Origin of the sequence: Sinorhizobium sp. CCBAU 05631 (assembly GCF_002288505.1) — a bacterium.
GTDB lineage: Bacteria > Pseudomonadota > Alphaproteobacteria > Rhizobiales > Rhizobiaceae > Sinorhizobium > Sinorhizobium fredii_C.
In genome coordinates this window covers 798,700-819,601 of the sequence record NZ_CP023063.1, presented here as the reverse complement: position 1 = coordinate 819,601, position 20,902 = coordinate 798,700, and the positions used below count along the sequence as shown (strand labels likewise).

The 20,902-nt window shown below is 64.4% G+C and carries 23 protein-coding genes; 9 read left to right on the top strand and 14 right to left on the bottom strand.

Going from position 1 to position 20,902, the window contains the following annotated elements:
* Positions 1-39: 39 nt before the first annotated feature.
* Genes pip through cysS form a run of 5 tightly spaced genes read right to left on the bottom strand, consistent with a single transcriptional unit; the run spans position 40 to position 3,889 of the window.
* Positions 40-1,002, bottom strand: a complete 963-nt coding sequence (pip, locus tag SS05631_RS03930; protein WP_037413810.1) for a prolyl aminopeptidase — start codon at positions 1,000-1,002, stop codon at positions 40-42.
* A complete protein-coding gene (locus tag SS05631_RS03925; RefSeq protein WP_037413816.1) occupies positions 999-1,499 on the bottom strand; it encodes a GFA family protein in 501 nt (166 codons plus the stop codon). The genes pip and SS05631_RS03925 overlap by 4 nt, the downstream gene beginning before the upstream one ends.
* On the bottom strand, positions 1,499-1,975 hold the full coding sequence (locus SS05631_RS03920) for a GFA family protein (RefSeq protein WP_037413809.1): 477 nt from the start codon (positions 1,973-1,975) through the stop codon (positions 1,499-1,501). The genes SS05631_RS03925 and SS05631_RS03920 overlap by 1 nt, the downstream gene beginning before the upstream one ends.
* On the bottom strand, positions 1,972-2,454 hold the full coding sequence (locus tag SS05631_RS03915) for a GFA family protein (protein WP_037413806.1): 483 nt from the start codon (positions 2,452-2,454) through the stop codon (positions 1,972-1,974). Before SS05631_RS03915 ends, SS05631_RS03920 begins: the two co-directional genes overlap by 4 nt.
* Positions 2,455-2,488: 34 nt before the next feature.
* Complete coding sequence (gene cysS, locus SS05631_RS03910) at positions 2,489-3,889, bottom strand: cysteine--tRNA ligase (protein ID WP_037413803.1); 1,401 nt, start codon at positions 3,887-3,889, stop codon at positions 2,489-2,491.
* Positions 3,890-4,303: 414 nt separating this feature from the next.
* On the opposite strand from cysS, the gene SS05631_RS31295 reads away from it, so the two are divergent.
* Entirely contained in the window at positions 4,304-4,471 is a 168-nt protein-coding gene (locus SS05631_RS31295) for a hypothetical protein (protein WP_172900166.1), read from the top strand.
* Here the strand turns inward: SS05631_RS31295 and SS05631_RS03905 are convergent.
* The gene (locus tag SS05631_RS03905; RefSeq protein ID WP_037413801.1) at positions 4,468-5,241 is read right to left on the bottom strand and encodes an SOS response-associated peptidase; all 774 of its coding nucleotides are present in this window, start codon (positions 5,239-5,241) and stop codon (positions 4,468-4,470) included. The two genes, SS05631_RS31295 and SS05631_RS03905, sit on opposite strands and share 4 nt — an antisense overlap.
* Positions 5,242-5,300: 59 nt before the next feature.
* Between SS05631_RS03905 and SS05631_RS03900 the strand changes: the two genes are divergently transcribed.
* From SS05631_RS03900 to SS05631_RS03865, 8 genes are all read left to right on the top strand, one after another.
* Positions 5,301-5,786, top strand: a complete 486-nt coding sequence (locus SS05631_RS03900) for an NUDIX hydrolase (protein WP_037413799.1) — start codon at positions 5,301-5,303, stop codon at positions 5,784-5,786.
* Positions 5,783-6,226, top strand: a complete 444-nt coding sequence (locus SS05631_RS03895; protein ID WP_037413797.1) for a TIGR02301 family protein — start codon at positions 5,783-5,785, stop codon at positions 6,224-6,226. Before SS05631_RS03900 ends, SS05631_RS03895 begins: the two co-directional genes overlap by 4 nt.
* A 159-nt stretch (positions 6,227-6,385) precedes the next feature.
* Entirely contained in the window at positions 6,386-6,655 is a 270-nt protein-coding gene (locus SS05631_RS03890; RefSeq protein ID WP_018239227.1) for a hypothetical protein, read from the top strand.
* Between the two features lie 14 nt (positions 6,656-6,669).
* Positions 6,670-7,416 carry a hypothetical protein gene (locus SS05631_RS03885; RefSeq protein ID WP_037413795.1) on the top strand — a complete coding sequence of 249 codons (747 nt, stop codon included), beginning with the start codon at positions 6,670-6,672 and terminating at the stop codon, positions 7,414-7,416.
* A gap of 190 nt (positions 7,417-7,606) precedes the next feature.
* Positions 7,607-8,455, top strand: a complete 849-nt coding sequence (locus SS05631_RS03880) for a folate-binding protein YgfZ (protein WP_095677924.1) — start codon at positions 7,607-7,609, stop codon at positions 8,453-8,455.
* Positions 8,452-9,060: an HD family hydrolase gene (locus SS05631_RS03875; protein ID WP_037413790.1), complete on the top strand. Its 609-nt coding sequence runs from the start codon at positions 8,452-8,454 to the stop codon at positions 9,058-9,060. The genes SS05631_RS03880 and SS05631_RS03875 overlap by 4 nt, the downstream gene beginning before the upstream one ends.
* Before the next feature lies 1 nt (position 9,061).
* Positions 9,062-9,601, top strand: coding sequence for a tyrosine phosphatase family protein (locus tag SS05631_RS03870; RefSeq protein WP_037413788.1), 540 nt, complete (start codon positions 9,062-9,064; stop codon positions 9,599-9,601).
* Complete coding sequence (locus tag SS05631_RS03865) at positions 9,591-10,571, top strand: NAD regulator (protein ID WP_095677923.1); 981 nt, start codon at positions 9,591-9,593, stop codon at positions 10,569-10,571. The genes SS05631_RS03870 and SS05631_RS03865 overlap by 11 nt, the downstream gene beginning before the upstream one ends.
* 3 nt (positions 10,572-10,574) lie before the next feature.
* On the opposite strand, the gene SS05631_RS03860 is transcribed toward SS05631_RS03865, so the two are convergent.
* The 8 genes from SS05631_RS03860 to SS05631_RS03825 all read right to left on the bottom strand — a co-directional run bounded on the left by SS05631_RS03860 (position 10,575) and on the right by SS05631_RS03825 (position 20,779).
* Positions 10,575-11,093 (bottom strand): superoxide dismutase family protein, encoded by a 519-nt coding sequence (locus SS05631_RS03860; RefSeq protein ID WP_162109063.1) that lies wholly within the window; start codon positions 11,091-11,093, stop codon positions 10,575-10,577.
* Positions 11,094-11,185: 92 nt separating this feature from the next.
* Complete coding sequence (gene nadC / locus SS05631_RS03855) at positions 11,186-12,088, bottom strand: carboxylating nicotinate-nucleotide diphosphorylase (RefSeq protein ID WP_037413740.1); 903 nt, start codon at positions 12,086-12,088, stop codon at positions 11,186-11,188.
* A 49-nt stretch (positions 12,089-12,137) separates the two neighbouring features.
* A complete protein-coding gene (locus SS05631_RS03850; RefSeq protein WP_037413737.1) occupies positions 12,138-13,736 on the bottom strand; it encodes an L-aspartate oxidase in 1,599 nt (532 codons plus the stop codon).
* Between the two features lie 45 nt (positions 13,737-13,781).
* Positions 13,782-14,861 (bottom strand): quinolinate synthase NadA, encoded by a 1,080-nt coding sequence (gene nadA, locus SS05631_RS03845; RefSeq protein ID WP_037413735.1) that lies wholly within the window; start codon positions 14,859-14,861, stop codon positions 13,782-13,784.
* A 167-nt stretch (positions 14,862-15,028) separates the two neighbouring features.
* Positions 15,029-16,261 carry an MFS transporter gene (locus SS05631_RS03840; protein ID WP_037413732.1) on the bottom strand — a complete coding sequence of 411 codons (1,233 nt, stop codon included), beginning with the start codon at positions 16,259-16,261 and terminating at the stop codon, positions 15,029-15,031.
* A gap of 112 nt (positions 16,262-16,373) precedes the next feature.
* On the bottom strand, positions 16,374-17,225 hold the full coding sequence (locus tag SS05631_RS03835) for an MOSC domain-containing protein (protein ID WP_037413730.1): 852 nt from the start codon (positions 17,223-17,225) through the stop codon (positions 16,374-16,376).
* 81 nt (positions 17,226-17,306) lie between these two features.
* Positions 17,307-17,963, bottom strand: coding sequence for an HD domain-containing protein (locus SS05631_RS03830; RefSeq protein ID WP_037413728.1), 657 nt, complete (start codon positions 17,961-17,963; stop codon positions 17,307-17,309).
* The gene (locus SS05631_RS03825) at positions 17,960-20,779 is read right to left on the bottom strand and encodes a DUF2339 domain-containing protein (RefSeq protein WP_037413726.1); all 2,820 of its coding nucleotides are present in this window, start codon (positions 20,777-20,779) and stop codon (positions 17,960-17,962) included. The genes SS05631_RS03830 and SS05631_RS03825 overlap by 4 nt, the downstream gene beginning before the upstream one ends.
* Positions 20,780-20,902: the final 123 nt, after the last annotated feature.

The window sequence follows — 20,902 nt, the reverse complement described above, 5'->3', positions numbered from 1 at the left end:
ATGCGAGTCTGGAAATCATTGCGGGTCGTGGTCATCCCGCTATTCGGTCTTCCCGGCGAATTTGTCGGTCGCGCGGATCAGGCGATCGAGAATGCCCGGCTCGGAATAGGCATGGCCCGCGCCCTCGATCAGATGGAATTCTGCCTCCGGCCAGGCCTTGTGAAGCAGCCAGGCGTATCTGGCCGGACACGGCATGTCGTAACGGCCGTGGACGATCACCCCGGGAATGCCGTGGAGCCTATAGGCGTGGCGCAGCAATTGGCCTTCCTCGAGCCAGCCGGCATTGACGAAGAAATGGTTCTCAATCCGCGCAAAGGCATCGGCAAACTCCTCTTCCTCGAAGCGGTTGCTGGTCGCCGGCTCCGGCAGAAGCGTGATCGTCTCGCCTTCCCAGATGCTCCAGGCCTTGGCCGCGGCGAGCCGCGTCGCGCGATCGTCGCTCGTCAGGCGGCGATGATAGGCGCGCATCATCTCGTGCCGCTCTTCCGGCGGGATCGGGGCGATGAAGCGTTCCCACTTGTCCGGAAACATCTCCGAAACGCCGAATTGATAGTACCAGTCGAGTTCGGCCCGAGTGAGCATATAGACGCCCCGGACGACCAGCTCGGAGACGCGCTCGGGAAACTTTTCGGCATAGGCGAGGGCCAGCGTCGAACCCCAGGAGCCGCCGAAGACCAGCCATTTTTCGGCACCGGCCATTTCCCGCAGCCGCTCGATATCGGCGACGAGATGCCAGGTGGTATTGGCCTCGATCTCGGCATGCGGGGTCGACTTGCCGCAGCCGCGCTGGTCGAACAGCGTGACATCGTAGAGCGCCGGATCGAAGAGGCGGCGATGGTTCGGCGAAATCGTACCGCCGGGACCGCCATGCAGGAAGACGGCCGGCTTCGCGCCGGGCGTGCCCACCCTTTCCCAGTAGATCACATGGCCGTCGCCGACCTCGATATGACCCGAGGCATAGGGCTCGATTTCCGGATAGAGAGTTCTGAGCGCAGCACTCACAGCAGGTCTTCCTCGGGTGGCCAGTGGACGGTGTCGAAGTCGGGGTGCTGGCGGTTCGATCCGAGCACGCGCAGATGGCGCGCGACGGCCTCTGCGCTGCCGTCGTCCGTGTCCCTTTCGGGAAGTTTTGGCAGGTGCGCAAACCACATCATGCGCGACTCGACGCCGGACTGATAAATGGGCTGGACGTCGTCGGGATCGTCGAGCGAGCCCAGCGCGATGTTCAGGAAGCCCGCGTCCGGCATGTCGTAGAACAGCGGCGTCCCGCAATTGCGGCAGAAACCGCGCCGCACCAGGTCGGAGGAGCGGAACCAGGAAGGCTGGCCGCGCGTGACGCTGAAATCCTGGCGCGCGATATTGGCAAGCGGCAGGAAATAGTTGCCAGCCGCCTTCTGGCACATGCGGCAGTGACAGATATGCGGGTCGTCGAGCGTGCCCTCGGCACGGTAACGAACCTGGCCGCATTGGCAGCCACCGGTGAAGATGCGCCGGATCATCATGCCCAGTGCCCTGCCCGCGGCCACTGGTCCGTCTCATGATCGGGATGCTGGAAGGAAATGATCTGTTCCTGCCGCGAATAATAGTCCTGATCATCATGGACCGGCTGGTCGAAGATGGTTTCGACCCAAGGCAGGCGGGCCTGGTAGTTGACCTGGATCCTCGGCGCGAGATCGGAGCGGTCGTCAAAGGCGCCGATCGCGATTTCCAGGCCGCCGGGATGGCGATAGGTGAGAGGCGTCCCGCATTTCGGGCAGAAGCCGCGGTCGATGTTGACGGAGGATTGAAAATAGCTCGGCTCGTCGCGCGTCCATTCGACGCCGTCCTTGGGCGCCGTCACCAAGGCTGAAAAGAACGAACCGAACTGCTTCTGGCACATCCGGCAATGACAAATCGACGGGCGTCCGAGTTCGCCGCGGATGCGGAAACGGACCGAACCGCACTGGCAGCCTCCACTTCGCGTGGCGTCACTCATCGTCTCTCCTCCGGGGCCCAGATTTCGGTGTCGTGATCGGGATGCTGATAGGAAACAAGATCGGCCAGATAAGAAGCCTGGTCGAGGTCGGCCATCGTCTCCTCGCCGGGAAGGGTCGGCACGTGATCGACATAGGGCAATTTCGCCTCTGTACCCCACTGAATGGTCGGCGTGATGCCTTCGGGCCTGTCAAATGCGGCAATCGCCAGCGCCATGCCGTCCGGCGCCTCGAAGGTGAGCGGCGTGCCGCAATCGCCGCAGAAGCCGCGCCATACCGCGTTGGACGATTGGAAGCGCCTGCGCTGCCCGCGTGTCCAGGCGACTTTCGCCCCGCGCACCGAAACGAGCGGCAGATAGAAGTTGCCGCTCGCCTTCTGGCACATGCGGCAGTGGCAAACCGAGGCATCGCCGAGCTTGCCCTCGACGCGGAAGCGGACCGCACCACATTGGCATCCGCCGGTATGGATATCGTCAGCCATGTCTTCCTCCTCGTCCGCAGGTGCCGGGCAACGGTCAGACCTGCGATCGTTTCACTTCCCAGGTGGTCACCCGTTCCCCGGTTTCCGGATCCTTCCCGTCCTTGAGCTGGACGCCGCGGGCCAGGAGATCGGCGCGGATCGCATCCGCTTCGGCATAGTTCTTCGCCTTCAGGAGTTCGAGCCGAGCTCGCACACGGCCGTCGATCTCCTGCACGACCGCCTCATCGAGCTCGATCTCCTTCGGTAGGACGCCGATCAGCGCCGCGCTTGCGGCGAAGACGCCGAGATATTGCGCATCCGCTGACGCCTTCTGCGCCAGGGCATGCAGAGCCTGGATCGCCGCGACGGTGTTGAGGTCGTCCGCCAAGGCAGCCACGACCGAGGGATCCGCCTCGCCCGTCGCCTCACCAGGCGCGGGCCATCTGGAGAGCAGGTGCTCGGCTTCCTCCAGCCGCTTGATGGAGAAGTCGATCGGCTCGCGGTAGTGCGTCATCAGCATTGCGAGCCTCAGCACTTCGCCCGGCCATTTGCGGCCGCCGAACGTCTCCGTGTGGAGGAGCTCGTAGATGGTGACGAAATTGCCCTCGGACTTCGACATCTTGCGGCCTTCGACCTGCAGGAAGCCGTTGTGCATCCACACATTGGCCATGACGTCCGTGCCGTGGGCGCAGCGCGACTGGGCGATCTCGTTCTCATGATGCGGAAAGATCAGGTCGAGCCCGCCTCCGTGAATGTCGAACACGTCGCCAAGATAGCGGCCGCTCATCGCCGAGCATTCGATGTGCCAGCCGGGCCGGCCCCGCCCCCAGGGACTGTCCCAGCCAGGCTCATGCTCTTGCGAAAGCTTCCAGAGCACGAAGTCGCCAGGATTTTTCTTATGGGCCTCGACTGCGACGCGCGCGCCGGCCTGCTGCTCGTCGAGATTGCGCCTGGAAAGCTGGCCATAATCCGGCATCGATTTCGTGTCGAAGAGCACCTCGCCCTCGGCCAGATAGGCATGACCCTTGGCGAGGAGCTTCTCGATGATCTCAACCATCTGCGGAATGCTCTCGGTGGCGCGCGGCTGAACCGTCGGATCGAGGCAGCCGAGCACAGCGGCATCATCGAGGAACTGCGTCTCGGTCTTCTCGGTGACGCGGCGGATCGCTTCGTTCAGCGGCAGGCCGGGATAGTCGCGCAGGGCGCGAGCATTGATCTTATCGTCGACGTCCGTGATATTGCGCGCATAGGTGACATGGCTTTCGCCGTAGACATGGCGAAGCAATCGGAACAGCACGTCGAAGACGATGATCGGCCGCGCATTGCCGATATGGGCATAGTCATAGACGGTCGGGCCGCAGACATACATGCGGACGTTCTGAGGATCGATCGGCCGGAAATCGGCCTTTTCCCGCGTCAGCGTGTTGTACAGCTTCAAAGTCGGCACTCCGCCCATCCCAATTCTCCAAGACTGCATGCAACCGTAACACTATACGCCCGGGCCGGCCCGCACGTTTGTCATCTTGGATTTCGGGAGACGAAAACGGCCAGGCCAGCGGATCGCTAGCGAATAATCTTCCGGCAAATAATGCAGATAACCGTTTTCATGGCGATCCTTATCGCGCGTCGCATCGCGCCGGTCAAGGGGCAGCCCACATGCAAGCAAAGGTGGGCATCAACGCAACACCGCGGCCATGGATTTGTCACGATTTGGCTCGACCGGATCATCGGGCGGGAACCGTGATTCGCGCTGCACCTGCGTGCGGCATCGGATGCGTGTTTCCCGCGGAACAAGGAGAAACGCCGTTTTCGGGCACAAAAGCGAAGACGAAGCGTTTCCAATCTAGGGAAGCATCAAGGAGAACATGAAATGAAACCCGCCAAGACACCCGGCTCCAAACCAGCGGCAGCCGATCTCGTGGCGAAATACCGGCCGGTCGGCCTCAAGGCCGTACTCGCCGCCGCGCTACAGGCCAAAGCCAAACCTGCCGGCAAGAAACCCGCCAAGCGTACCCTTTCCGGGCGGAGCGCTCTTTAAAAGAGCGTCAGCTGTCCATTGTCTCCATCGCGCTCGTCAGCAGGATTTCTTACCGCCGGAAGCGATGCGACGGGCGTGACTCCTTCCTGGAGATCGGGTCCGGCATTCGCGACTTTGTTTACCCGGTCGGAAACCGCTATCGCCTCGAAGAAATCCTCGGGCGCCGGACTCATGAGGTCGGTAATATCGCGCGGTTCCTGCGTCCTGCAGTCCAGCCAGCGGGCAAATTCCTCCGGCGGGACCACCACGGGCATGCGATCGTGGATCGTCCGGATCGACTTGTTCGCGCCAGTCGTGAGAATGGCGGCCGTGTCGACCTGCGATCCATCGGCCGACGACCAGGTCTCCAGGAGACCGGCGAATGCGACGATGCCGCCTTTCTTCGGCCGGACCCAATAGGCCTGCGCGGCTTCGCGGCCTTTCTGCGGACGACGCCATTCATAGAAACCGGAGGCTGGCACCAGAATGCGGCGGTGGCGCATCGCGGCGCGGAAGGCGGCCTTTTCCGTCGCGGTTTCGGCACGGGCATTGATGAGCAGAGGAAAGCTGCGCGGGTCCTTCACCCAGCCTGGCGTGAAGCCCCAGCGGACGAGCACAGCCTTTCGGTCGGGCAGGTTGCTGCCCGGCTCCGGTCGATCGGAGGCAACGACGATGAGGATCGGCTGGGTCGGCGCGATGTTGAACCTCGCCGGAAAGTCTTCCACCTTCAGCAGGCCAAACAGTTCCAGCAATTCTTCCGGGCTCGCCGTCAGCGCAAAACGTCCGCACATGACAGGGGTGTGGCATTTCACGTAGGATGGGTCAACGACATATGAACACAGCTCTGACGATGACACGCCAGCCCCAGCTCGCCTCCTCCGCCATCATCGAACGGAATGGACGCTATCTGCTCGTCCGCCGAGCCAATCCGCCATCGGCGGACATGTATGCCTTCCCGGGCGGCCGGGCGGAGCCCGGAGAGACACCTGCTGAAACCGCCCTGCGCGAACTCGCCGAGGAAACCGGCATCTGCGGCCGTAACCCGGTGCTTTTCGAGACCTATGACCTCGTTCCGAACCACGCGGAGAGCCGGCACTTCCTGCTCTCCGTCTTCACTGTTGAGGCCGATCCGGATGGCAACGCCGTTGCCGCCGACGACGCGGCAGACGTCGGCTGGTTCACGCCGGAGGAGATCTTCGCCCTGCCCATTCCGGAGAGCGTCCGACATTGTGTGGAAAAGCTGGGTGTGGAAAAACTGGCCTGCATTCGGCCGACGATCCGCCCGGGCCGCGACGCCCTTGCAAGCGGCGCCGATTCGGATTTGATGGACCCATGATCATTGCGTCCTTCATCTTCCGACTTGTCCTGGCCGGCACCGCGCTCGCGATCGCGGCAGGGGCGGCCGCACAGGAGGCAGCCCCTGCTCCTCAGGACGCGCAAACCGCTGCTCCGCCCCCGGTCGAAGACAAGCCGCCGCCCTATGAGCAGCGCCTCGTCCGTCTGGCGGAGATCCTCGGGTCGGTCCATTATCTGCGCAATCTCTGCCTCAACCAGCCGGAAGACAGCTGGCGACGCTCTATGCAGGAATTGATCGACAAGGAGACTGCCGACGAGCCGAAGCGGCGCGAGCGCATGACCGCCGCTTTCAACCGCGGGTACAGAACCTTCGCCTCGGTCTATACGGCATGCACGGAGCCCGCGACGCTCGCCGAAGAGCGATACCGTGCCGAAGGTGCAACACTCGCTTCCGAAATCGTCGCGCGCTTTGGAAATTAGGGAGATATTAACCTCTTTTTCCGCCGGCCCGTGTCGTTTCGGGAAAAGGCTGCTAAAGTCCGTTAAGAGAGTGGTAAGAAGTAGCCGGCCTGTCTGCCCGTTCAGTTGCGGTTCAGCGGAGAGGCGCTAGGTTGCCCAACTGCACGTGATGGAAGCCGCATGGAACGAATGATGGAACCAAGCCTGACCGACATCGACGACATGATCGTTCACGAGAAAATGCAGGCGGCTCTGGAACACCAGAACGAAGCCTGGGCGGACGGCATGGCGGATGGGATCGAGCCGGAAATCATTGCCGACGCGGCGATAGCACTGGCCATGCGGGAAACCATTCGGCTGCATGGCGAAGACGGCGCCGAGGCCATGCTGAATTCGCTTCGCGAGCGCATGCTCGCCGGAGAGTTCTCGCCACAGCGGTCAATCCAATAGCATCAGGACTGCCCATGACCCGGATCCTTGCAGGCCGTGCCAGAGCGGTGCGCCTCGTCATGCTGTTGCTGGCGGGGGCCGTTCCTTACGTCCCGATGGCGGCTCCGGCTGCATTCGCCTTAAGCGAGCTCAATGGCGCTCCCCCTACCGCTCCGAGCGACAGCGCGGAGAACGCGGCACCGGCCGAGACGCCCGAAGCCGAACCGGAAGAGCCGCTTGAAATTCCGATGCCGGATCCGCTGGTCGACAAGGCCGCGACCGAGACCAAGGATGCCGCGCCGGAAGTGGTCCAGCCGGTCGAGGTTTTGTCCGATGTTTCGAAAATTCCTGAACCGGTCGCCCGCATGCGCGAACTGATCGTCGAGGCAGCCGCCTCCGGCGACATCGAGCGGCTGCGCCCGCTGCTCGGCAAAGGGCCGACCCAAACCCAGGTCAGCGGCAGCGGCGGCGATGAAGATCCGATCGCAATTTTGAAGGGTTTGTCCGGCGACCAGGACGGTGTCGAAATTCTTGCGATCCTGCTCGATGTTCTGTCGACCGGCTTCGTCCTTGCCGACAAGGGCACGCCGGAGGAAGCTTATGTCTGGCCCTATTTCGCCGAAAAACCCTTGTCTTCCTTGACCCCTCCGGAGAAGGTCGACCTCTTCCGGCTGGTGACCGCCGGCGATTTCGCCGGCATGGAAGAATTGGGCAACTACAACTTTTACCGCGTCGGGATTGCTCCCGACGGCCAGTGGAAGTTCTTCGTCGCCGGCGATTGACCGTTTCTCAATGGCTTCAGGCGGGATGCGGGCGGAAAACCGCTTCGCACTTTTCCTCATCCCGCTTTTAAATTCGGACGCGGTATGCGGGCGGAAAACCGCTTCGCACTTTTCCTCATCCCGCTTTGCGCGCTTGCCCTTCAGCAGCGGAAATCCTACCTCTTCGTCAAAGAGAACGGGATTCGAGACCATGCCCAAACTTCGCCTCGAGGATCGCGCGCTGATCAGCGTTTCCGGCAAGGACGCTGAAGCGTTGCTGCAGGGGCTGGTGACGACCGACATCGGCGCACTGGCCGCAGACGAAGTGAGACCGGGGGCGCTGCTGACGCCGCAGGGCAAGATCTTTTTCGACTTCCTGATCTCGCGCGATGAAGGGACGTTACGGTTGGAAACGTCCCGCGACCAAGCTGACGCGCTGTTGAAGCGGCTGACCCTGTACAAGCTGAGGTCGGCAGTGGAACTCTCTCTCCTCTCACCCTCCCCGGTGACTGTCGTCTTCGGGGAGGCACGGCCCGAGGGCAGCTATCGGGACCACCGGTTCGAGAAGGCAGGCATGTCCGTGTTCCGCCTCTATCGCGAACTCGCCGGAGCAGAGGCGAGCGTCGCCGAATACGACCGTCTGCGGATCGAAGCTGGTATCGCCGTTTCGGAGCGGGACTACGCGCTGCAGGATGCCTTTCCGCATGACGTGCTGATGGATCTGAACGGCGGTCTCTCCTTCCGCAAGGGCTGCTATGTCGGCCAGGAGGTCGTCTCGAGGATGCAGCATCGCGGCACGGCGCGGCGTCGTGTGGTCATCGTTTCCGGCCAAGCCGACCTCCCGCCGACGGGCACCAGCCTTTCGATCGGCGGCCGCCCGATCGGCTTGCTTGGGACCGTCCAGGACAAGGCGGGACTGGCGATCGTCCGCATCGACAAGGCCGGCGAAGCCATCGCCAAGGGCGATACCATTCTCGCCGGTGACGTGCCGGTTAGCTTGACATTGCCCGGCTGGACCGGCCTTGCCTTTCCCGCCGAGGCGGACGAGGCGAGCGCATGATGAATGCACGCGCGTGGCAGCGGATGCTTTCCGGCCGGAGGCTCGATCTGCTCGATCCCTCGCCACTCGACGTCGAGCTTTCCGACATTGCCCACGGCCTTGCGCGGGTGGCTCGCTGGAACGGGCAAACGACTGGCGACCACGCCTTTTCCGTCGCCCAGCACAGCCTGATGGTCGAAGACATTTTTCGCCGCACCAACCGTTGCAACGCGGCCGACTGCCTAATGGCGCTTCTTCATGATGCGCCCGAATATGTGATCGGCGACATGATCTCGCCCTTCAAGGCGGTGGTCGGCGGCGGATACAAGGCGGTGGAGAAACGGCTCGAAAGCGCCGTCCATCTGCGCTTCGGCCTGCCTCCGCATACGCCCAAGGAGCTCAAGGAGCGGATCAAGAAGGCCGATCGCGTCGCCGCCTATTTTGAGGCGACCGAACTTGCCGGCTTCTCGCCCGAGGAGGCGCGCAAGTTCTTCGGCCAGCCGCGCGGGGTCACGCGTGAGACGCTGCTGATCACCCCCCTGCCAGCGGTCGATGCGCAACGGCTTTTCGCCGAGCGCTTCACGTTTCTCGAGGCGGAGCGCGCCAAGTTGAGCCAGGAGGCCTGAGATGGCAGGCATCATCGTCTCTCCGCTCGGCCGTATCGCCGAAATGGCTGTCCGCCACGGATGCCGCGAAATGCTGAGCCTGGTGGCCAAGGGACAGGATTTTCACCGCCCCGGCATTATCGATCGAGACAAGCATCTGACGATCGGCGTCAACGACATCAGCTTTGCGGGAACGGGCGAACTGATCGCGCCCCAGGAAATGCATGTCGCACAGATTATCGATTTCGCCCGCAAGTGGGACCGCTCGCGGCCGCTGCTCGTCCATTGCTGGATGGGCGTCTCGCGCTCGCCCGCCGCGGCGCTGATCGCGGCGCTCGCCGTCGAGCCGGACCAGGACGACGACGCGCTGGCCCGACGCCTGCGGCTCGCCTCGCCCTTCGCCACGCCGAATGCACGCATCATCGAGATCGGAGACGATGCGCTGTCGCGAAAAGGAAGGCTCATCGCCGCGGTGAGGGCGATCGGCCGCGGCGCGGATGCCGACGGCAATGCTCCCTTCCTGCTATCTCTCCTCCCGGAAAATCGCCGTCATGCGGGCTGAGGGCGTGCCGGACACCGTCGAGATCGGCCTCAACGCGGTGATCGTCGCCGTCGTCCATCGCAGTCCGCGCATTCTCGCGGTGAGCGAAACGGACGGCGACGCACGCGACAGCCTGCCCTTCGGTCCCTTCGATCCAGCCCGCCACCGCACCTTCGAGGCGAGCCTGCGCGACCGCGTCGAAAAGCGAACGGCGCTCAAGCTCGGCTATATCGAGCAGCTCTACACCTTCGGCGACCGCGGTCGCCAGCGCCTGCCGGGCGAAGAAGGCAAGCACATGGTCTCCGTCGGCTATCTGGCGCTGACACGCACCGATGCTGAAAACAACGAGAGACTGGCGGAGGCCGGCGCCCATTGGCGGGACTGGTACGGATACCTGCCCTGGGAAGACTGGCGACAGGGACGACCTCAGCTACTCGACCAGACGATCCTGCCTGCACTCGCCCGCTGGGAGGCCGGACCTGACGGCGACGAGAGATCGGCCGCGGCTGCGCAGCGCCGGTCGCGGGTGCGGCTGGCCTTCGGCCTCGACGATTTCCCATGGGACGAGGAGCGCGTGCTGGAGCGCTACGAACTGCTCTACGAAGCCGGCCTGGTGCGTGAGGCGGAGATCGACGGCCATTGCCGTGGGTCGGAGAAGCCAGCCGCCGGGCTGGCGATGCAGCACGACCATCGCCGCATCGTCGCGACCGCTGTCGCCCGGCTGCGGGGCAAGATCAAATACCGTCCGGTGGTCTTCGAGTTGATGCCGCCGGAATTCACCCTTACCGACCTTCAGGCGACGGTCGAGGCGATCTCCGGCCGGCACCTGCACAAGCAGAATTTCCGCCGGCTGGTCGAGGGGGCGGAACTCGTCGAGCCGACGGGAGGCACCCTTGCCTCCACCGGCGGCCGGCCGGCCGCGCTCTTTCGCTTCCGCCGGCAGATTCTCGACGAGCGCCCAGCGCCCGGTCTCAAGGTCGGCGGAAGGTAATTCCTATTTAATGACGGCGCAGGCGAGCCGGTCGCCGGCATCTCCGGCGGGCTGGCTGCGATTGTCGTCCGAGCGCGCATGGACAACCAGAGCGCGGCCGCGAATCGCCGTCCCCTTGTCGTCGAGGGAGACGAAGCTGTTGAAAATCTGCGCACGCAGCACACCGTCCGCACTCACATATTGGTTGGGCATGTCACCGGCATGCGGCCCGTGTGCGGCAAGAAAGCCGTGCTCGGCGCCCTCGTTTCCGTCGACGAAATGCTTGCCGGCGGATTCGAAACCGTCCGCCACGTCACATCGTCCCATTTCGTGAACGTGGAACGCCACCCATGTATCCTTGGGAAGGCCGCTGACTTCCATCTCGATCAGCACACCCTTGCCGCCGGACGTCAACGTGGCCCGTCCGGTATCCGTGCCATCCTTGCCGACGAATTCCGCCGTCGCTGTCTGCGCCGATTGTTGCGCCGAGGCAGCGGCCGCCAGCCCCACCGTAGCGGCGAGCGCGAATATCACCCTGGTCATCATCGATCCTTCCTCGCTGTCGGTTTGAGGGGCAACGCGCGGTTGCCCATCTCGTTCCGCGGCAATTCCGGGAAGCCCGTTGGCCGTCAACGTCAGATCGAAATGTCCAGCCCGATGTCGAGCGTCGGCGCCGCCATGGTGACCTTCGACGTCGAGATGTAATCGACGCCGGTCTCGGCGATTGCCCGGATCGTCTCGATCCTGACATTGCCAGATGCCTCCAGCCGCGTCCGGCTCGGATCGCCGGGATAGGCGGCGGCATCCAGCCGCCAATGTCCGGCATTGAGAGCCACCGCCTCGCGCAGGAGGTCCGGACCCATGTTGTCGAGCAGGATGACGTCGGGCGCGGCCGTCAGTGCCTCGCGCATCTGTGCCAGCCCGTCCACCTCGACCTCGACCTTGACCAGGTGGCCGCAATAGGCGCGGGCCGCGCGGATGGCGCCCGCGACGCCGCCGGAGACGGCGATATGGTTGTCCTTGATCAGCACCGCGTCATCGAGGCCGTAGCGATGATTGGAGCCGCCGCCCAGGCGAACGGCGTATTTCTCCAACGCGCGAAGGCCGGGAATGGTCTTGCGGGTGCAGCAGACCTTGGCCGCCGTGTAAGCGATCTCGTCGGCGAACTTCGCCGTGTAGCTGGCAATCCCCGAGAGGTGCATGAGGAAATTGAGCGCGACCCGCTCCGCCGAAAGCACGCCTCGGGCGCGGCCCGAGATCCGGGCGACCGTGGTGCCCGGCGCGACGCGATCGCCGTCCTCAACCAACGCTTCGAAGCGGATCGAAGAATCGACGAGGCGGAAGGCCGTGCGCGCCAGTTCCAGCCCGGCGACGACGCCCGCCTCGCGCACGCTCATATTCGCCGTCGCCGTCAGATCGAGGCCGATTGTCGCCAAAGTGGTAATGTCGCCGGCTCGGCCGAGGTCTTCGAGAAGCGCCGATTTCACCTGCTCCTCGACCAGAAGGGCGGGCAGTTCCGGACGTAGGGCGACGGTCATGATCTTCTTTCCGATTTCGTCGTTGTCTCTGCGGCAATGACAGCCGGCCTCAAGCCGGCTCCGTCTCGGCTGCCTCGGCGGCGAGGCGCTCCGCCTGTGCGAGCGTCAGATAGGTGCGCCGCTGCCATTCCGGGCGTTCGGCCGGGCAATCGGCGCGGAAATGGCCGCCGCGGCTTTCGGCCCGCTGCAGGGCGGCGACCGTGATGAGCTTGGCCGTGGTGATGATATTGGCGAAGCGCAGCCGCGTATTGACCCGCTCCAGTTCGGCGATCTCGCGGATCGCGTGCAGCAGGCTTTCGCGCGTGCGCACCACGCCGACGCACTCGCTCATCAGACCGCGCAGCCGCCTGAAGGGTGGGCTGTCCTCAACGGTCACCGGATCGTCATTCTCGCCGGCATTGTCGCCCCATTCCGTGAGCTTCGGTGCGGGGAGCGTGCCCTTGATGTTTTCGGCAATCCGGGCCGCGAAGACGACCGCCTCGAGCAGGGAGTTGGAGGCAAGCCGATTGGCGCCATGGACGCCGGTCGAGGTCACCTCGCCGGCCGCCCAGAGGCCATCGATCGAGGTGCGGCCCTCCCCATCCGTCAGCACGCCGCCCATGTGGTAATGGACCGCCGGCGCGACTGGGATCGGTTGCGTCACCGGATCGATGCCGGCCGCCATGCAGGAAGCGTAGACGGTCGGGAACAGGTCCGGGAAGTCCCTGCCGACCGCCTTGGTGCAGTCGAGAAAGGCGCCGCGCCCGGCCTTCACTTCGTCAAAGACGCCGCGGGATACGACGTCACGCGGCGCGAGCTCGCCATCCGGATGGATATCGAGCATGAAGCGGCGGCCCTTCGAATTGACGAGGATCGCACCGTCGCCGCGCAGAGCCTCGGTCGCGAGCGGCGCCGGATCCTTGCCGATATTGATAGCGGTGGGGTGGAACTGCACGAATTCCGGATCGGCGATGATGGCGCCTGCCCGTGCCGCCATGCCGACGCCCTGGCCGCAGGCTTCCCAGGGATTGGTGGTGACGGCGTAAAGGTGACCGACGCCGCCGGAGCAAAGCACCACGGCGCGCGCCGGAAAGGATACGCGTGTCTTCGACTGGCCGGCATCCGGCCGCGCCACGACGCCGGAGATGAAGCGGCCCTCGCGCACCAGCTCCTCGACCACATAGCCTTCGATCACGCGGATCGACGGGGTGTTGCGCACCGCGGCGATCAACGCCTCCATGATCGCCTTGCCGGCCATGTCGCCCTTGACGCGCACGATGCGCCGCTCGGAATGCGCAGCCTCGCGCGACAGGATCAGCTTGCCCTCGAGATCCCGGTCGAAGGGCACGCCGTATTCAAGCAGGTCGTGGATGCGCGCCGGGCCTTCGGCGACCATCATCCGTGTCATCTTCTCGTCGACGATGCCGGCGCCGGCGGCGACCGTGTCGGCGACGTGTTTCTCGACGGTGTCGCCCGTGCTCATTGCCGCGGCAATGCCGCCTTGTGCCCAGGCGGAGGAGGCGCCGTGGCCGATCGGCGCGGCGGCAAGAATGGTAACGGGCCGCGGCGCCAGCTTCAGCGCGCAGAAAAGCCCGGCAAGGCCGCCGCCGACGATGACGATGTCATCGATCCCGTTAAAGGACTGCGGGCGGAAATGATCGGTCAGCATGGCTCGGTAACTCCTCCAACGGCCTGCACGGGTGCCCGGGCGCGATTACTGCTTGAGGTTCACCATGCGCTCGACTGCAAGGCGCGCGCGACCGGCGATCGCCGGATCGACCAGAACCTCTTCCGTCATGTTGAGCAGGCTGTCGAGGATCTTCGGCAGCGTGATACGCTTCATGTGCGGACAGAGGTTGCACGGCTTGACGAAATCGACGCCTTCGACTTCCGCCTGGATGTTGGACGCCATCGAGCATTCGGTGACGAGCAGCACGCGCTGCGGCCGCTTGTCCTTGACATAGTTGATCATGCCGGAGGTGGAGCCGGAGAAGTCGCAGACTTCGATCACGTCCGGATGGCACTCCGGATGGCCGATGATCTCGATGCCCGGATTGGCCTCCTTGTAGGCGAGTAGCTCGGCCGCCGTGAAGCGCTCGTGGACCTCGCAATGGCCCTTCCAGGTCAGGATCTTCTTGTTGGTCTGGCGGGCGACGTTCATCGCCAGATATTCGTCCGGAATGCAGAGCACCGTGTCGGACTCGAGGCTTTCGACAACGGCGAGCACGTTGGACGAGGTGCAGCAGATATCGGTCTCCGCCTTCACATCGGCGGACGTGTTGACATAGGTGACGACCGGTACGCCGGGATAGCGCTGCTTAAGCAGGCGCACATCGGCGCCGGTGATCGATTCGGACAAGGAGCAGCCGGCTTTGGCGTCGGGAATCAGCACGGTCTTTTCCGGATTGAGCAGCTTCGACGTCTCGGCCATGAAGTGGACGCCGCACTGGACGATGATTTCTGCATCGACCTTGGTGGCGTCGCGGGCGAGCTGCAGCGAATCGCCGACAATGTCGGCAACGCAGTGGAAGATGTCCGGCGTCTGGTAGTTGTGCGCCAGGATGACGGCGTTGCGCTCCTTCTTTAGCCGGTTGATCGCATGCACGTAGGGCGCATAGGCGGCCCACTCGAATGCAGGGATGAAATCCTTGACCTTCGCGTAGAGAGGCTCGGTCTCGCGGGCGATCGCCGGCGTGAAGGCGAGGTCCGGCTTGTCGATGACGCCGTAGCGTGCCGCAGCGCTCACGAACGCCGGCGCAGCAGACGCATTCGTGCGAAGGTCAAGACTGGTCATCGGGCTCTCCTCTCTCGCCGTTTTCCGGCCTGCCAATTATGCTCAATCTGAGCATAATTGGGTCAAAACAAAAGCGGCTGAGCCGCGGCGACTGATTTAGAAAGTTTTGTGACAGATTTCAAGGCATGAATGTCGCGCCCGAGACATCTCGGGCGCGACATTCATATTCAAGCCATGGCTGGACGGGCGACGCCCCTCTCCTCGATCGGCCAATGAACGATGGCCGCGAAGACGCCGAGTGCGACACCAAGCCACCAGACCGGATCATAGGACCCGAAGCGGTCGTAGAGATAGCCGCCCATCCAGACGCCGAGGAATGAGCCGATCTGGTGCGAGAGGAAGACCACGCCGCCTAAAAGGCCAAGGTGGCGCGTGCCGAACATGATCGCCACGAGCGCGTTGGTCGGCGGGACCGTCGACAGCCACAGCAGGCCCATGACTACCGAGAAGATGACGACCGATGTCGGTGACTGAGGCAAAAGCAGGAAGGCCGCAACGGCGACGGAGCGCCCAAGGTAGATCCACACCAGGAAGTAGGGCTTCGAATAGCGCTGGCTGATGAAACCGGCCGACAGCGAACCGATGATATTGAAGAAACCGATCAAAGCGAGGGCGATCACCGCATAGCGCGCATCGATGCCGATGTCGCCGAGATAGGCCGGGAAATGCGCGGTGATGAAGGCGACCTGATAGCCGCAGACGAAGAAGCCGGAGACGAGCAGCAGGTAGCTCCTGTGCCCGAAGGCTTCCTTCAAGGCCTCGCCGACGGTCTGTTTGGAAAGCGCTTCGGCGTGTCGCCCGGACGAGGCATTGCCGCGCAACGGAATGGCGAAGAGCGGTACCAGCAGCATCAGGAAGCCGAGATAGACGAGACTGTCGGACCAGCCATAGGCGGAGATCAGCCCCTGGCTCAGCGGCGCGAAGAGAAACATGCCGGCCGAACCCGCCGCCGTGCCGATGCCGAAGACGAAGGAACGATGATGGGGCGCGACGTTGCGCGCAAAGGCCGACAGCACGATACCGAAGGAACCGGAAGCGACGCCGAGACCGACCAGCACGCCGCCGCCGACATGCAGCCAGATCGGCGCGCTGGCGAAGGCCATGATGAAAAGGCCGCTGGAATAGAGCAGTCCCGAGAGCGCCAGCATGCGCCAGGTGCCGAACTTGTCGGCCAGCGCCCCGAAAAACGGCTGGCCGAGACCCCAGCAGAGGTTCTGGATCGCCATGGCGAGACCGAAGGTCGTCCGGTCCCAGCCGGTGTCGGCGAGCATCGGCAGTTGGAAGAAGCCCATGGCCGAGCGCGGACCGAAGGTCAGCATCGCGATGATGGAGCCGGCGGCAATGATCAGCCAAGGCAGGTGGTCGGTTGAACGCGTAGCGGCTGGGGTGGCAGCAGACATGGAAAGCTCCGATTTTTTGAGGGGCCATCCTATGTCGCTCCCCAATCCGCGCAAAGCCAAATTAATTGACGGGACAATCACAGGAATTGATAGCGGACCGCCTGGCTTCAGCTCAACCGGTGCCGCGAAGTTTCATCGGCCAGCGCTCCGTACGCCGTCGCACGATGCTCGCCTCGTCGCCGATCCTGATAGTTCCCTCGCCCCTTGGCACGGCATTCCAGCCGAAGAGCACCCCCGGCACCCGGCGGTCAGCGGACATGCGCTTTTCCGCCAGCCCTTGAATCGGGTTGCCGCCGATGCGTTCGCCGGTCGTCTGGTCCTGGGTGGTCACGATGCATCGAGCGCAAGGCTTGACGAGATCGAAAGCAATGCCGGCTATCTCCAGGGTCTCCCACAGGTCCTCGGCCCAGGGATCGTCGCAATCGATGAGGATGTTCGTGCGAAAGCGCTCCATGCCGACCGGCTCCTGCCCCTTCTCGACGAGCGTGCGATTGAGGTCTGCGAGCGACCCGGTCGTGGTGATCAGCACCGGAAAGCCGTCGGCAAAGCCGACCGGCCCGGCAGTGCCGGCCCATTCGGCGCCGACGAAGCGTTCGGCCTCTTCGTCCATATGCACGAGCTTCACCGGTCGGCCGAACCAGGCCGACAGCGTTTCGTTCACGTCATCACCGGCAACGGCTGCATTCACGTCGCTCGACCAGACGCGGACATCGAGCCGGCTATCCGGATCGAAGCGCACGGACAGTTGGTTGCCGTTCATCTTCAGGTGCAAGCCGCCTTCGATATGCGTCGCGTCGACCTGGGCAAGCACCTGCAATTCGCGTTGGGTGATGAAATGGCCATCGGGCTCGACCAGCATGAACCGTCGGTCGCCCGCCAGCCCGTCGAGATTGACCGTCACCGCCGTCTGCGGCACGGCGCGACCGCTTTTCAGGGGATGGATATTGAGACCGGTGACTTTCATCGCGTCTTTCCAAGTTCAGAGATCGATTCAGGCGGTTCGCGAGCTGATTCATCGCGCGGCCGCAACTTACTGAAAATCGGTCTAAATTTCATCGAGCAGCATGGCAAGCACGCTGCGAAGCCGGCTTTGCCGCTCCAGGGCAAAGCGACGCCCCGCCGAAGTCTGGAAACCGTCTGCGAGGCGGAAGAGTTTCGTCTCGAAATGGTCGATTGCAAAGGCCTTATCGTCGAGCGGTCTGTCCTCTGCGAGGGGATCGAGTGGATCGTAGAGGCCGCTTCCCATGCGGCCGGCGATGTAGAAGCAGCGGGCGGCGCCGACCATGCCGATCGCGTCAAGCCGATCGGCATCCTGCAGGATTTTCGCCTCGAGCGTCTCGGGCGCGATATCGGCCGAGAAGCTGTGGGTCAGAATGGCATGGGCAACGGCCGAGATTTCCAGCGTGCGCCAGCCGAGGCCGTCGAGAATTTGCCATGCCTTTTCGGCGGCGAGCCGCGATGCGCCAGCCCGCAAAGGTGAGTTCTTCTCGACGGCGACGCAATCGTGCAGCAGGACGGCGGCCGCGAGTTGCCGGCTGTCGCCGCCCTCCTCCGCCTGTATGCGGGCCGCATTCTTCCAGACGCGGATGAGGTGCGCGGCGTCGTGGGACCCATCGTCGCTGGAGAAGGCATGCGGCAGGAGCTCGCCGGCAAGCTCCTCGTGCGGCGCGAAGGCGGCAGCCAAGGCGGCGAGGCGCGTCATGCCCTGCTTGCCCCCTCGCCCATATTGTCGGTCGCAGTCGAAACTGCGGCCGGGGGATCAGCCGCACCGTTGCCGCTGCTGGAAAGTATCCTTTGGTAGAAGAGCCCGATGCCGATCAGCACGCCGCCGAGGCCGATGAAGGAGAGTGCCCGCAGGAAGCCCTCGAGATTCGACATGTCGACGAGAAAGACCTTGAGCACGGCAATGAAGACCAGCACGGCCGAGGCGATGCGGATGCTCTTCGTGTTGAAGCGTGAGCCGACAACGAGCAGCAGAACGCCAAGCACCAGCCAGACCACCGAATAGGTGTAGGTCTCTCCCTGCAGGAAGCCTTTCCAGTCGGCCACGCTTTCGCCCTGCCAGAAGCGGCGCACGCTCAAGGTGGCCCAGGCGAAGGCAAGCACGGCGCCGCTGACGGCAAGCGCCACCACATAGGGCTGCGGACGCCGGTCGCGGGCATACCAGGCAAGGCCGGCATAGCCGATAGCGGGCAGCAGATAGCCGATGAAGAGGAGGTCGAAGAACGGGATTCTGCCGAGCAGCTCGCCACTGAAATAGGGGTTAAGCCCGACGAGATGCGCCGAGAGCACCGACAGCATCGAGAGCACGCCGAGTACCATCCCGCCGTAGCGGAACACCGGGCTTGGCGATCTGCCGTCGAGCGTCATGAAGATGCCGGAAGCGCCGATCGCAAGCAGCGTGTAGATCGCCTGCTCGCCAAGGCTCGGAACGGAGCTGTCGAGAACGCCGCCATTCATCGCATGGCGCACCAGGATCGCGAGCGTCAGCAGCACGAAGAGACTCGCGAGCGCCTGCAAAAGGTTGCGCAGGCGCAAATCCGCGGAAGCGCGCAGGAAATAGGCGCAGCCGACGAGCAGCAGTGCCGGAATGCCGTAGCCCGGCAGGAGTGCATTGAAGACCGGCGTCGTTCCAAGGCTGCCGGGGCCGACGATGGTCGGCTCCCAGGCGATCCGCGCCAGTACGACGATGGCGGCGGCAACGGTCACCCAGGGCAGGACCGGCCAGGTGCGGAGACGCGTCGCAAAGGTGTAGCCGGCGCCGAGGAACGCGATTGCAAGCGTCGTCACCAGCCCGTCCGTCCACGCATGCAGGCCGATGACGAAGAGTCCGAGGGAACCCAAGGCGAGCAGCCCGATTGCGAGATCGAGTTCGCGTCCCTCGGCGTTGCGGCGGGAGAGCCATTCGACGAGGCCGAGGAGGAACAGGCCGCCCGCAAAGGCGGAAAGCCCATGCGGCAGGTCGAATGCGAAATTGCCGGTCATAAGGAACGACATTCCGATGAGAGTGCCGGGCACGACGGCAGCGATGCCGGCCCAAAGAATGGCAAATTGCCGATGCTCCGCGAGGCGCGAAAGCACCGCCGAGGCGAGCAGCAGGAAGAGCGCCGCGAGCACCATCGCCGTCAGCATGGCAGCCCGCCCCGGAACGACGATCTCCGGCGACGCCAATGTCGGGTCGAGATAGGCAAGGACGCCGCTGAGTGCGGTCAGCGTCCACGTCCCGACGACGGCAGCAAGAGACGCGAGCAACGCCGGATAGGCCGCAGTGGCCCGCAGGGCGCCGATGCCGGCGAGACCCGCGGTGACGACGACGAATTCGGCGATCGGGAATCGCGCCGCCTCGACCGCCGGGCTGATAAAGAGAAGCGCAAGGAGCGCCGCCACGATTGCCGCCGACAGCGAGATCGCCGCATGGGGCGGCGTGAAGAGCGTCTCCCAAGGGCCCCGAGCCGCGGCTGGCGATGCGATTGTTTCCGCCGTTGCACCGCTCGCGCGCTCGACGCCGCCGGGCCAGATCAAACCGACGCCGACGACCATCACCAAGAGCGCGGCGGCGACCGGCGGGGCCTCGAAAGGCGCGGCCAACGCGATATAGGCCAGTCCCCAAAGGCCGAGGCCGGCATTTGCGAGCGTCGGCACGATCGTCCAGCGGCGCAGGCGCGAGGCGGCAAGCGTCGCGAGCCAGGCGACCGAGAGAAACGCGAACAGCACCCACGGCCGCGGCTCGCCGCTGGAGACGAAGAGAGGGGTCAGCAACGACGCAAGCAGACCAAGACCGGCAAGCGCCTGGCCATGCAGCAGCGACATGCCGACGGTCGCCAGCGAAATCAGCGCCAGCAGCGCGAACGCCGGCGCCGTCCCGATGTAGCCGTAGATGCCATGCGCCGCATAGACGACGCCGAACAGCGTAACGGCGCCGGCTGCGGTCAGCACGCCGGGAATCATCGCATTGCGGAACCGGTCGGAAATCGTCGGCACCGCCCGGCGCCGGATCACTTCACCGGCGGCCCCGAGCACAAGGCCGAAGACCGCAGCGAGCGTGAGCCGGACCGCCGGGCTCAAAAGCCCGGCCTCGATCGAGTACTGCACCAGGAAAAAGCCGCCGAGCGCCAGCGCAAGTCCGCCGACCCAGACAGGCCAGCGTCCGCCGATACGGCTCTCGAGGCTCTCCGCAGACCGCGCGGCTGCGGGTTCGGCAGTCGCTACAACGGGAGACTCGCTGCCCGTCTCGGCGCCCGCCGGGGCACTGCCGAAAATCTGCGCCCCCTCGCGCGCCTGCGACCACGGCCCCTGCACCGCCTCTTCGCCGACCTCTGGCACAGTCGCTGCCTCGGCCTCTGTTGGCGCAGATGCCGCAGGATCGGGCACGACCTCTTCAGGGGCCTGCGTCGCGAGCCGGGCGATCTCAGCCTTCAGACTTTCGATTTCGGCGTCCAGCCGGTCCGCAGTCCTGCGGCCGCCGAGGAAAGCGGCAAGCGCCAAGACAAAGGCAACAAGGGCGATAAACTCAAGCATGGGCCCCCCCGGCACCACGACGACTCGTGAACGATTCGCACAAGTTAGCCCGGAATGCCAGCGCAGACATGCCGCTTGAACTTTCTCCTTCTTGCAACCGCAGGATTGTGCCGCAGGTCCAAC